At 46.2% G+C, this 13,232-nt stretch carries 11 protein-coding genes and 1 riboswitch; of the genes, 3 read left to right on the top strand and 8 right to left on the bottom strand.

All coding sequences use genetic code 11. From position 1 onward, the window contains the following. Positions 1–177 precede the first annotated feature (177 nt). Both MHB82_RS14795 and MHB82_RS14790 read right to left on the bottom strand, forming a co-directional pair. A complete protein-coding gene (locus MHB82_RS14795; protein ID WP_095358638.1) occupies positions 178–387 on the bottom strand; it encodes a hypothetical protein in 210 nt (69 codons plus the stop codon). A gap of 136 nt (positions 388–523) precedes the next feature. Further along, positions 524–1,804 carry a VPS10 domain-containing protein gene (locus tag MHB82_RS14790; RefSeq protein WP_095358039.1) on the bottom strand — a complete coding sequence of 427 codons (1,281 nt, stop codon included), beginning with the start codon at positions 1,802–1,804 and terminating at the stop codon, positions 524–526. Between the two features lie 312 nt (positions 1,805–2,116). Between MHB82_RS14790 and MHB82_RS14785 the strand changes: the two genes are divergently transcribed. Beyond that, entirely contained in the window at positions 2,117–3,046 is a 930-nt protein-coding gene (locus MHB82_RS14785) for an L-lactate dehydrogenase (protein ID WP_095358040.1), read from the top strand. A 262-nt stretch (positions 3,047–3,308) separates the two neighbouring features. Here the strand turns inward: MHB82_RS14785 and MHB82_RS14780 are convergent, their stop codons facing one another. The 6 genes from MHB82_RS14780 to MHB82_RS14755 all read right to left on the bottom strand — a co-directional run bounded on the left by MHB82_RS14780 (position 3,309) and on the right by MHB82_RS14755 (position 11,070). Then, positions 3,309–4,523 carry a chromate transporter gene (locus MHB82_RS14780; RefSeq protein WP_341175095.1) on the bottom strand — a complete coding sequence of 405 codons (1,215 nt, stop codon included), beginning with the start codon at positions 4,521–4,523 and terminating at the stop codon, positions 3,309–3,311. A gap of 14 nt (positions 4,524–4,537) precedes the next feature. Then, a complete protein-coding gene (locus tag MHB82_RS14775) occupies positions 4,538–5,482 on the bottom strand; it encodes a tyrosine-type recombinase/integrase (protein WP_341175094.1) in 945 nt (314 codons plus the stop codon). 90 nt (positions 5,483–5,572) lie between these two features. Beyond that, positions 5,573–6,649: a hypothetical protein gene (locus tag MHB82_RS14770; RefSeq protein WP_341175093.1), complete on the bottom strand. Its 1,077-nt coding sequence runs from the start codon at positions 6,647–6,649 to the stop codon at positions 5,573–5,575. Between the two features lie 266 nt (positions 6,650–6,915). Beyond that, positions 6,916–8,367: an amino acid permease gene (locus MHB82_RS14765; RefSeq protein ID WP_341176637.1), complete on the bottom strand. Its 1,452-nt coding sequence runs from the start codon at positions 8,365–8,367 to the stop codon at positions 6,916–6,918. A 582-nt stretch (positions 8,368–8,949) separates the two neighbouring features. Then, positions 8,950–10,323: an amidohydrolase family protein gene (locus MHB82_RS14760; RefSeq protein WP_341175092.1), complete on the bottom strand. Its 1,374-nt coding sequence runs from the start codon at positions 10,321–10,323 to the stop codon at positions 8,950–8,952. A 174-nt stretch (positions 10,324–10,497) separates the two neighbouring features. After that, positions 10,498–11,070, bottom strand: coding sequence for a CGNR zinc finger domain-containing protein (locus MHB82_RS14755; protein ID WP_341175091.1), 573 nt, complete (start codon positions 11,068–11,070; stop codon positions 10,498–10,500). Between the two features lie 162 nt (positions 11,071–11,232). Between MHB82_RS14755 and MHB82_RS14750 the strand changes: the two genes are divergently transcribed. Together MHB82_RS14750 and MHB82_RS14745 are read left to right on the top strand one after the other, a co-directional pair. Next, complete coding sequence (locus tag MHB82_RS14750) at positions 11,233–11,736, top strand: DinB family protein (protein WP_341175090.1); 504 nt, start codon at positions 11,233–11,235, stop codon at positions 11,734–11,736. Between the two features lie 82 nt (positions 11,737–11,818). After that, positions 11,819–11,969: riboswitch (FMN riboswitch) on the top strand. Between the two features lie 144 nt (positions 11,970–12,113). Beyond that, positions 12,114–13,094: a DMT family transporter gene (locus MHB82_RS14745; protein ID WP_341175089.1), complete on the top strand. Its 981-nt coding sequence runs from the start codon at positions 12,114–12,116 to the stop codon at positions 13,092–13,094. The last annotated feature ends 138 nt before the right edge of the window (positions 13,095–13,232 follow it).

Here is a 13,232-nt window from a genome sequence, read left to right as displayed (position 1 = left end):
TGTTATCGGGAGTTCAAATTGTAAGGAACGGACAGAAAATGTTCCTCGCGAATAACCTCTTTCATGTTGCAGCTTGAGGTTCATGATTAGTTGCAAATAAAAAGCCCCTGATCAGGGGCCTTGCATTCAGTACATCAGCATTCTTTATCTGTCACCATGCTCTATCTTGCATTGCTTTTATGCATACATCAGGTTCATGAAGCCGCGGGTTGCTTCTGCTCCCTCCGCTTGTTCCGGTTCTTCTGCCTGAGCGTATTGCGCCATGCAGGCCTTCACTTCTTCTTCAGTTGTGCAACGGTTGGCATCATCGCAATTGTAGCATAAGTGAAGCATGTATCTCGTTAATTCGTCCGCCTGCGTGAATTGAGTTTGTTCATTGGTTCTCATCTTCATCACTCCCATCTCTTCTTGAATTCAATATAACATTATTTATACGAAGTTATTGTGATTAATTTCACAAAGTGGTTAAAAAGAAAAGAAACCCGACGGTTTCTCTTCTAAACAATGCCTATTTTCAGCTTACCTACAGCACTTTCCACTGCATACCACCATCTACAGTCTGCAGGAGCAAGGATCTCTTGGTATCCGTATTCTCTACCAGAATCCAGCCCAGTTTCGAGGAAACCATCTGCAGCTTCACAATCTCCGGGTAATCCTCCAGAATACCGTCCATGACCTTACTACCCGGAAGTGCTTTCCAGCTTTTTCCCGAATCCTTGGTCTGGTATGTCGTGCCCGACTGAACTATCCATCCTTCTGAAGCATTCAGGAAAGCGGGAGTCAGGTTACGATTGATTCCCTTCTGCTTATTCAGGCCGAAGGTCGATAACGTCCAGCTCTTACCTCCGTCATCTGTGAAGTATCCGTTGAACTTGGTATAATCACCGCTGGAACAGGTTAAAGGCATCCAGGCCCCCTTCGCTTCCCGACCAAAAAACTGAGGCGAACCAATGTTGAAATTGCCACACCCATTGAAGTCATTGCGGTCAAAAAATGTCGGTCCAGTCTTCCAATTCTCTCCGCCATCTGTCGTGACATACAGCTTCGGAGTTCCAAATTCAAGGGCTGTCAAGAAGCCGTGTTTCGGATCGGAAAAAGTCAGGCCTGTTGTATATCCGCGTGTCGGAATCTCGGCCGAAGGAGGCTGATCATCCTCATCACTGGATGACATCTCCTTCCAGGTGATGCCTCCATCCTCGGTAACATACAGCTTTTTATCCTGCTTTCCGATGGAGGTATCCACCGTAGTCAGAATCCAGCCTTTCTCGGGGGATACAAAGGATATGGCAGTAACTTTGTCCGTCTTGGATAAGGAAGACAAGCTCCAGCTTACTCCCCCATTATTCGTGCGCAAGACCATCGTATCGGTTCCGCCCAACCCTTCACGAACGATCCATCCATGGGTACGATCCACAAAATAAATACTTTGCCCATACTGCGGGTTGGCTGGAAATTGCACATTCTCCGAAGGAGAAATATTCGTCCAGGTTACGCCCTGATCCTGAGTGTAGTATAAACGCAGTGCGTTTCTCGTAACACCCCACGCCAACCCTCCGTTGTCATTAAGCAGCTGGAAGTCGGTCAGACGTGTTTGGATCTGGTATTCCGCTGTATCTGTTGTCGCTTGCGTACTGCTATCAGGAGGAACAACCGTTAATGTCTGTCCGGTATTTCCGATCTCTTCCTGCTCTTGGGGCGGTTCTGCCACCGGGGTCTGACCTGTGTCGGTGCAGGCAGCCAGCAGGGCAGCTATTCCTATAGACAGCAATGCTGTCTGCGCGATTTTGGTCCATTGCAAACGCAAGTGGAGTTCACCTCTCTCATCCAATAGCAGGCGCGCATGCCTGTCCGATCGGTATACATTTTACGATTCATTAGAATCCACTTCTCCCATTCTACCACAAACGATGTCGAAAAGGCTCATCTTGGGTAATAGGGATCAGGAGCGAACCCGTATCAAGTCCTCGTACCATCGTTGGATGCCCATGCGTACTTTCGACTCAATCTTCCTTAAACAGACAATGAAAGTGAAATATTTTATAGACATCGCTTTCTTTTCAAACATTTATACCTTAATATGGATGGAAGTCTACCTCAAAAAGGAGAGGATATGAACATGGTAAACAGTGCAATGCTCAAACCAAGTCGCGTAGTCATTATTGGCATGGGCGCGGTGGGAACAACAACGGGATATACGCTGATGTTAAGGCAGCGCTCATCCGAGTTGGTATTTGTGGATGTGAATCATGATAAGGCCACAGGCGAAATGCTGGATATGAACCACGGGCTTCCATTTACCGGAGGCGTCAAAGTATGGGCTGGTGACTACTCGGACTGCAAAGACGCAGACATCATAATCATTACGGCCGGGGCCTCCCAGAAGCCGGGTGAAACCCGCATTGACCTCCTGAAGAAAAATGCAAGCATATTCAAAGATATCATTGAACGTATTACCGAAGTGAACTCTCATGGTATTCTGCTCATAGCCACCAATCCTGTAGACATATTATCTTATACGTCCTGGAAACAGAGCGGCTGGCCTGCTTCACGGGTAATTGGCTCCGGTACTTTGCTCGACAGCGCACGCTTCCGCTACCTGATTGGTAAAAACAAAGGTATTGATCCCCGCAGCATTCATGCACACATCATTGGGGAACATGGTGATTCCGAAGTACCTGTATGGAGTCTAGCCAACGTAGCCGGAACAGATCTGGAACTCGACGAGGAAACACAGCAGGATATCTTTGATCGCACCAAGAATGCGGCTTATGAGATTATTAATGCCAAAGGAGCCACTTCCTATGCAATCGCACTTGCTTTGGATCGTATTGTAGCAGCCATTTTGGGCAATGAAGGATCGGTCCTAAACGTATCTACACTGCTGGAGGACTACAACGGCGTTTCTGATGTTTATCTCGGGGTTCCATGCGTGGTGGATCGTAACGGAGTACGTGAAATATTGCCGCTTCCTCTAAATGAGACAGAGAAAGTCGCTTTCCAGGCTTCAGCAAACAAATTAAAGGAACAGATTGAAGGACTGGAATAATGTCATTATTTTAATATAACCAAAGGACCATCTGGATCGGATTTCATGCCGATTCGGATGGTTCTTTCGTATGAATTAAACGGTAATGGCCTAAACAAAGTCCGACACTTCATTTTAGTTAACATAATATTTATTACGTGTATTATTTATTCTTTGTATCGATCCACTAATCAGAAAATAAGCGAATTTCTATAATTCCACTTATTTCAATCGCCTCATAACCAAAAAAAAACCAATGAATCCGAGGATTCATCAGTTCTTTCTATAATAGTTCAATTAACGTACCACCTATAATCCCGGTAATGACAATGAGCCACGGTGGGCACTTCCAGAAAACAAGCATGATAAAGAGAATGCATACCAACGAAAAATCAGCAGGTGTAGTAACGGCTGTCGTCCATAGCGGTTGATATAGAGCTGCCAGAAGAATGCCAACCACCGCTGCGTTTATTCCAATCAGTGCTGCTTGCATGTACTGATTTTTGCGGAGGGAACTCCAAAAAGGAAGCGTGCCAATGATGAGTAAAAAAGCCGGTAAAAAAATGGCTATCGTAGCAACAATCGCCCCTGAAACACCCATTGTGATTGCTCCGAGATAAGCAGCAAAAGTGAACAGCGGTCCTGGTACGGCCTGCGTTGCCCCATACCCAGCCAGAAAATCATCTTTTGTCAACAATCCCCTGGGTACCAATTCCTGCTCCAGAAGTGGCAGAACCACGTGTCCTCCCCCAAAGACCAGCGAACCCGATCTGTACATATAATCGAATAAGGATAACCACTGAATCCCCGTAAACTGACGCAATATCGGCAGTGCTATGAACAAACCAATAAAGGTAGTCAAACAAAGTACGGCGACCGTTCGACTTATCGGGACAACAAGATCAGGAACCTGCGGAGCAGATGTTTTCCTATACAACCACAAACCAATCAATCCTGCTGACAAAATAAGAATGAATTGACTGTAAACAGCTGTCCATAATAAAGCAACTGTTGCTGTCAACACAGCAAGCGTAACCCTCATTTTATCAGGCGTTAATTTTTGGCCCATTCCCAGAATCGCATGAGCGACGATCGTGACAGCTACAATCTTTAATCCGTTAAGCCATCCGGCATTACTTATATCATATTCCTTCAGTAGGAAAGCAAACAACACCAGAGCAATTACGGAAGGAAGTGTAAAACCGATCCATGCAATCAGCCCTCCAATAATACCTGCCCGAATTACACCAATTCCAATACCAACCTGACTACTGGCTGGTCCGGGAAGGAACTGACACAGCGCCACAAGATCCGCATAACTTCGCTCATCCATCCATTGTCGTTTGCGTACATATTCATTGTAAAAATAACCCAAATGTGCAGTAGGTCCTCCAAAGGAAGTCAATCCCAGTTTAGTTGACACCAGGAGCACCTCCCAAAGAGAGGCTGTTTTTTCTTGTAGCCCGTCCAGCGTTGGGGTAGTTTTGTTCCCTCCCATTCTGCACATCTCTCCTAATCATAGAGTCGTTGAGATACCATAAACTCCGGAAGTTTGACGTCCAGCAGAGCCATCGCCTCTTCCTTCTCCCGGCTGGTGACGTGCGTATAAACGGTTGTGGTTTGAATCGATGCGTGACCAAGCAATTCCTGAACCGTACGTAGATCGGCGCCGCGCCGCAGCATCATGGTTGCAAATGAGTGTCGCAGCTTATGGCTGGAATAGTGCAGACGCTGATGAGTCGGAGACTCCTGTTGAAAACGTTCGAAGGTTTCCGTAGATATGAGCTGAATACTGCGAATGGATAACCGCTTCCCTTTTTGCGAAACAAACATCGCTTCTTCCTTCGCCCGCCATGGAGATAAACGCTCTTCTACAGCCAAGTTTAACAGCTCCGCAACCATCTCGGGAACAGGGAGTGTGCGCCATTTACGGCCTTTACCGAAGACGTCCAGCGTGCGCCGCTCCGCATTATAGTCTTTACAATTGAGCGCATGGACTTCACCAACCCGCAATCCCATATAACCCATTAACAGAAAGATCGCAAGATTGCGTGTACGGTACTTTCCTTCTACCGATTGCAGGAATCGTTCCAGACCGCTTTCATCCAGAAAGACGGGGGCCCGATTTTTCTCGGTTTTGGATTTTTTGATACCTGACGCGGGATTATTCGTTAACACTTCCAATTCAATCAGCGACTTGAAGAAACAATTTACCGCTGCATGTTTGCGATTTCTCGTCGCATCACTAACTCCACGTTCGCGGGCACGTGACAGAAATGACAAGACATGCAGCTTCTTCACCTGCTCCAGCGACTTTCCTTGAATAGAAGAGAGAAATTCGGCGACGTCACCCGTGTATGATTTTACAGTGTGTCCCGTGTAACCTGCATCTTTCATCCATATGTGAAAAGCTTCAAGCTCATCAGAGTATTGCTCCTGAATTTCCTCGCTTATCATCGGTATTCGTCACCACGATTCATTCTAGTATATAAGTAAGGAGAGCCATTTCTGCTCACGTTATGTTCCTGAAATAAAACTTCGTTTCATTTAATCAACAATGATGACATCAATAAGTGGGCTGATCTCCTTCGGACAACCTTCGCTGCGCGTTAGCACAAAGGATGGCAGCGGATTTTCGAACAAACCGTTAACCGATTCGCAGATCTGTACATACAGGTCCATATGCAAAGTCTCCCCTTCGCCTGATACATCGATCACGGGCCAATCCTTCGTGGTACATGCCGGCCAGTTGGCCAGTTCATGAGCAGGTACGATGCTTAACTGCTGTACAGCCGGTGCAATCCGGTAAACACCTCTGAACTCAGGCTCCTCACCAAGCTTGTCCACTGCAAGTAGGGAAGCCGCTTGCTTGTCGGGTGCGGAGTAGATTGAGTAACACCACGGAGATACGCCCCAGGCCATAGCCACGAGCCCTTCCTCCAATAATGTGTCCGAGAGATCACCCTCTCCGAATTGTTCAATCAAGTTATGATCACCAGAACCAATAAGCTCTTCCACTCGTTTTGACATGCGTTGCAGATCCGCCAATATAAACCCACCACTGCCATACCCGTCAAATACATGATGATCTCTGCTCCATGTGGATGAAACGGCAGATTGATCTTGATTTGCTTCTGATGGAAACAAATTCATTAATACCGTAATGACCTGCGCGTATTTTACCATAGCTTCTTGTTCAGGTTCCAGAGGACCTTCAGCAATCCGGGGCGTCTTCAGGTGCAATGAAATCCGAAGCTCGTAATCACCTTCTGCAAAATCGGTCCATCCCCACTGTATAGGCTGCTGGATTCCTTCTATGGAGTCTAAGAAAATCGTGCTTTCAGGTTTCAAAGAAACAGGATATTGAACGAAACCCAGTTCCTGACCATATATGATCGCAGCGTCATCCCGGTGAATCGGCGTATCAAGCTGCTGTGCAATAACGGATACTTTGCGTCCATCTTTCAACTTGCGATCCGGGTCCATTTCCAGCTGAAAGGCATTCTTACCCTCAGGATGTGAGATATTCACTTTTGCCTCTGCGAGTACGACAGAGTCTGCTAGTGCAAACCCGAAATTCGGATTCAGGTGAAGCTGATTAGTAGTATGTATTGGTGTGTTCATGATACATCCCCTCTCCTATGTCTGATGGCATGTCACATCCCTCAATATATGTCATATTTGAATTGGCCGCAACCCCGAGCTGGGTATGATCGAGTATGGACATGTACTTTAATAGATACCCGAATATAGGTCTAAAGCCAACTTTCTTTTTCTTATTTCCCCTTCGCTTTATAACAGAAAACCCCATATTGCTCTAGTGTAAGCTAGGCAGTATGGGGTAGTGAGTGCATCAGGAATATCTAGTGATACTTAGCCATTATATTTTATTATTTATTTCCCTCTGACTTCGAAGGCTGTGGATCAACAGCTATTGATCCCCGCCGCAGAGGATTCAGGTGACTGTAGTGACGTCCATACATGAAATAAATGATCAAACCGATAACTAGCCAAGCGAAAAACGTGATCCATGTCAGAGCAGCTAGACGGGTCATCAGATATACACAACCAATTGCACTCAGTATCGGAATCCATGGAACAAAAGGCACCTTGAAGCCGCGTTTGAGATCAGGGTTGTTTTTTCGCAGAACGATAATGCCCAGACTTACGACTGCGAATGCAAACAATGTACCGATGTTGGTAAGCTCAGCCAGATGACCGAGTGAGATGAACCCTGAGAATAACGCGATGATGATACCTGCCACCCATGTACCTGTCGCAGGTGTTTGACTTTTACCACTGATTTTTGAGAATACCGGGGATAGTAATCCATCACGTGACATGGAATACAGTAGACGAGTCTGCCCATACATCATAACGAGCAGAACGGTTGTTATCCCCGTGATTGCACCAAGAGCCACAATCCAGGACAGACCATGCAGATTCACGAATTCAAACGCAAATGCAACCGGATCACTAACATTTAGCATGTGGAAAGGCACGATGCCTGTCAGAATCAAGGATACAACGATATACAGCACAGTGCAGATCGCCAAGGAAGTAATAATACCAATCGGCAAGTCCCGTTGAGGTCGTTTGACTTCCTCCGCTGCCGTGGAAACCGCATCAAATCCAATATAGGCAAAAAAGACCGTCGCCGCACCAGCGGTTACTCCTGAGATGCCAAACGGCAAAAACGGCTGCCAGTTGGAAGGCTGTACATAAAACACACCCACTCCGATAAAAATCAGCACGACAATAATTTTGATCGCCACCATTATGCCATTGGCACGGGCTGCCTCCTTGACTCCACGGGTGAGCAGGAAGGTGATCAGTAACGTGATGGCTGCTGCGGTAACATCGAAATAGGTCCCCTTTTCAGGATTGTATGCACTGCTCAGTGCATACGGAAGCTGTAATCCGAAGCCTGACAGCAGCGACTGAAAATAACCGGACCATCCGCTGGCCACTGCCGCGCTGGCGAATCCATACTCCAGAATCAGATCCCAGCCAAGAATCCAGGCAATGACTTCACCAAAGGCAGTGTAACTATACGTGTATGCACTCCCTGAAGCAGGTACGCTGGATGCGAATTCGGAATAACATAGTGCAGCGAATGCACAGATGATGCCTGCAAGCAAAAAGGAGAGCACTAATCCAGGACCAGCATAATTTGCCGCTGCGACTCCTGTTAATACAAAAATCCCTGTACCGATAATTGCTCCTACTCCAAGTGTTGTTAAGTCCAAAGGACCTAGTGCCCTCTTTAACGCACTATTTTCTTGTCCGAAGGCAAGTGGCTTTTTCCGAAGCAGCGAAGATCGTTTCTGATTCTCTGACATAGACATGTTCCTCTCATTACAAACGTAGATTGAAGTATACCTTCCTAGCTGCTTCATCTCGATCTGTTCTATAAAAAAGTCGTTTGTTCTATATTACCGATCACCTACAAAAATCTATCGTATTCTACACGTTGTCGCGTTGATATACTAAATTTATTTTTGATCACTGTACTATTTTGTGCTTTTGAGGCGAATAATATCATGAACTGATGGATAGGTCGCAAAATGAAAATCGATTTAAAACAAAACTGCGTATAATTTATATTATGCGCAGTTTTTTGAGTGCTTTTACAAGAGCGTAAACCACTTTAACTCGTTGTTATAAGCATCTTCATAAATTAAGGGCTTTTTCGTCTTTTTCTGCTGTCACTTCGCGCCATAATTCGTCTGAGGGCTACCTCTCCCCCTCATTGCTCTCGTCTATAGTTGACTTCCTTTTGTTTAGATATAAAAAAAGCCGCTACATTTAGCGGCTCCTTCAATGCGATATATTCTTATGTGATACAGGTGTCTCTCGACAATTGATTTTGGCTAAACAATTTATACGAGATCTTTACTTCCAGCCTAATTTCTGCCCGATCCTTAAGAAAATACAATCCGATCCGTATCAGACATCCGATACTGTGTTAATAAATATTCCTTACTTTCCATCGCTTTGTTTCGAATGTCGTCCAGGTTCACATGCAGCAGCTTACCATTTTGCTTCACAAGTTTTCCTGCAACAAAGACCGTGTCCACATTGGATGGATTGGCGAATTGCACAACAGCACCGATCGGATCGTGAACGGGGAACAAATTCAGATCGGTTGTGCGAATCATAATCAAATCGGCTTCTTTTCCCGGTGTGACTGAACCTGTTTTCCGCTCCAGCCCTAAAGCCTGTGCACCGGCCGAAGTTGCAAACCGCAGTACCTGACTCGATTGTAAACTCAGCTCTCCAGGCATTTCGCCTTGCGCAAGCAATAACTCGTTCGTTCTGGAACGCTCAGCTTGCAACGCAAATTTCATCTGTGAAAACATGTCTCCACCTGTCGAAGTCACCACATCCACTCCAAGCGTTGGCGTACCACCATGTTCTAGAAAATATCCTGTAGCAGGATAGCCATGTCCCATCATCATTTCTACTTCAGGCGTAACTGACAAAGAGGCTCCAGTGTCTGCCAGCATTTTGAATTCGTCCATGCCCATCGTATTGCCGTGAACGACATTAATACGCGGGGTAAGCAGCCCTGCCTCGTACATTCGGCTAATGGAACGGTCTGCAGATCCCCAGCTACCAAACCCGACATGCATTGAACAAATTGCATCCAGTTCTTCTGCGAGCTGAATGTCCTGCACCGTTGTATCCCAGTGGCTAAACTCTGGGCCGCGAATAGCTAGTCCATAAGTGACCAATTGGTCACTAGAGGAGAAATAACGCTCCTTCACCCCTCTGATATTCTCCGGGTATGAAAGGGTACTTTCCCGATTCCAATAGGCGGTTTCCCCTGGAACACCGTGAGCAAAGACAGCTCGGATCCCTGCATCCTGCAGCCCACGAATAAGTCCATCGGTGTGATCAGGTGAATATGGCATGCTCCAATCAAGTACCGTCGTCACACCCGCGTTAAGCGCTTCCAAAGAACCTAGAAGATTGGCAATGTAGCTGTCCTGTGGTCGAAGCTTGCTTCCCATGGCACCATAGTACAGATTTTGCAAATACACAGGCAGCGACCAGTTCGTTCCAGCTGTTTTCACAAGAGATTCCCACATATGCCGGTGTGTATCCACCAATCCAGGCATGACAATCATGTCTGATGCGTCGATCACCACAACATCTGCATCGGACACCTCGATATTCGGTTGAACGGCTGCAATCAAAGAGTCCTGAATAAGTACATCTGCCCTGTTAAACTGACCAATACGAGCATCCATCGATAATACACAACCGTTTTTCAATAGATAACCTGTCCCCATGAGACACCTCTCCAATCGTAATGGTTTGTAAAATGATCTGATCCGCATTGCTTGTCCTTACATATGATTTGTGACTATATTTTCGCTAGTATATATACATTATATACCGATTGTTAATATTTATCAATTCTGAACACCAAACGACTATCAATAGTGATGACTGTTCTTAAATTGTTAAACTTCATTCTTTTTTTCGCTGGATTCCAGCTTACGCTTCGCTCGAAAACGCCTGACCTTCATTAGATTACCACACATTTTTTCATCGCAATATTTCTGTGTCCTACTCCGAGTATCGTCATAGAAGACCCAGCGGCAGTCCGGGTTGTCACAGCATCGAATTCTCTTACCTTCGCCCTCTACCAGTGTTAGGGCAAAGTCAGCAGCGACCTCTGCCATCACCTGAAACCAATGTGCATGGATGGGAACCAGCTTAACATCCAGTCCTTGATCCTGTGAGATTAGTCGTCTGATCACCCCACCACTCCGCATAAAGTCATTTAACCATGCTAGATCTTTCTCCGTTAGGGGCGTTCCCGCTGACAAGCGGATAGCCAGAGACTGTAACTCATCTCTAAAGCTTCTCATGGTGGATTCCTCTTCAGTCGATGCAGGCACTTGTGCCTCTAATTGCCAACGATTCAAGAAATTCTGCTGCCAGCTTGATTTTCCCAGTCTGTCTTCAGATCGATCCCCGCCGCGCCAATCATGATAGTCGCTATTCACAAAATCTGTCCATAACCTATCCATCTATACCCCCGCTAATGTAACTATCTAAATCAAATAAAGATGGTTACTTTCTTTTGTATTGTGTTATATTAATTGTAACCATTTCAAACCATATTAGCTAGTTACAAGCATGAAGACGCAAGTCATGAGATGAGTTCCACTAGAGAGGAATGAACTTTAAAGATGACGTCTGTTACAACTGCATTAGATGTGTTGGTTATTCAAAAAGAAGATACCTGGGATCAATGTAACTGGATCGTCCCATTGTCGAAGGCACTTGAAGAGCTGACCGCAGAGCAAGCAGCTTGGATCCCTCCTTCAGGAGGACTAAGCATATGGCAGCTGGTCAATCATATGTATTATTACAACGAGCGTATCTTAGAGCGCCTTCAAGGTCAGGCTCCATCTGTACCCGCTGCCGAATCGAATGAAGCTACGTTTGACAGTCCCGGTGACCCCTTGGACCAAGTTGGCTGGAGCCAACTTGTGGAGCGAACCACTAAGGTGGCAGAGCAGTTGCACGATAACCTGGTTAATTTACAGGATTCCAGACTCGAAGAAGCTTATTTGGATTCCGAACAAAACTGGGCTCAAACGCTCGCCCGCTGGGTCCTTCACGATGCTTATCACGCCGGTCAGATTGTGCTTCTGCGCAGGCAGCAAGGAAGCTGGAACATCATCTTCTAAAAAAATGCTTGAACTGCTAGCGCTTACAGGAATAAGATGAAATTATTAATGTTACAACTTGTACTATAACCTATAAATTGAATAGGATCTTCGGGGTAGGGTGCAATTCCCAACCGGCGGTGATGTTCCTTCAGGAACCAGCCCGCGACTCGCTGTTAACTGCTTAAGTTATCAGCGACTGACTTGGTGTGACTCCAAGGCCGACGGTACAGTCCGGATGAGAGAAGATCAACACATGACATACCGCCTATGGGAAGGTTTCTTTCCTGACGATATGTTCATGGATGAGCCCCCGTTTATTTGGTTTATGCCAAAACGGGGGCTTTTGTCGATTTTACCAACTGAAGATTCCGTGTTCTGACGAAGGAGTCCTGAATATGGAAAAGACACAGCATGCATCAACTGTTTATCGCAAGGAACGAAGCAATACCGGATTTTGGCTCGTTGTTCTCGGTGCAGCCCTATGGGGCGTAGATCCATTGTTCCGCATCATTTTGCTGCAAACAATGACCTCTACTCAAATTGTACTGGTGGAGCATATTATCGTAAGCTTAGTCGCTATACCCGTCTTATGGAAATTCCGCGCCGACCTGAAACAATTGCGAGCCCGCCACTGGATCGCCGTTATCTTTATCTCATGGGGTGGCTCTGCACTGGCAACGGTTTTATTCACGCTCGCACTGACACACAATGATCCGAATACCGTTTTGTTGCTGCAAAAAATGCAGCCTATCTTCGCGATTGTTTTAGCTAAGTTCTTACTGAAGGAAACACTGCCGCGCCGCTTCGGTTGGTTATTTGTTGTTGCTCTTATCGGAACTTATCTGCTTACATTTGGGTTTACACTTCCGCTTGGAAACTGGAACAATTGGATTCATGCGGGCAGCCTGTTGTCACTTGGCGCTGCTGCCTTATGGGGCGGCTCCACGGTGATGGGCCGACTGATGCTGGGGCAAACCCGTTATGAGACGGTCACCTCCCTTCGCTTCGTCGTAGCTCTGCCCTTGCTGATCTTCATGACCTGGAACGAAGGTGCAGCGTGGACCTTGCCATCCGGTGCAGGAGAACAGGCAGCTGTAGCGCTTAATATTCTGGGGCAGGCGCTATTGCCAGGTTTATTGAGTCTATTGTTATACTATAAAGGTCTCTCGTCCACCAAAGCTTCCGTGGCCACACTGGCTGAGCTGAGCTTCCCAATGGCAGGTGTGCTTGTGAACTGGATTGCATTCCGAACGCTCATCACATGGGAACAACTGCTTGGATTCATTCTCATCTGGATTGCTTTGTTCGCTATATCCAAACAGCAGGAACGATCTACCACAGCTGCAGACGCAGCTCCTAAGCTACGGACAGAGTAATAAAGATCTTATTTATATCTTAAAGGCACTGCACATCCTTCTGGATCGGCAGTGCCTTTTGTCTTTTTATAATTCCAGTGGTACGATGACATATGGACAGCTATTAATACTATTTCATATTTTCGGAGAGGAACGATC

Origin of the sequence: Paenibacillus sp. FSL K6-2862 (assembly GCF_038005125.1) — a bacterium.
Taxonomy (GTDB): Bacteria; Bacillota; Bacilli; order Paenibacillales; family Paenibacillaceae; genus Paenibacillus; species Paenibacillus illinoisensis_A.
The sequence above is the reverse complement of the archived record's forward strand: the minus strand, read 5'-3'. Positions and strand labels throughout refer to the sequence as shown.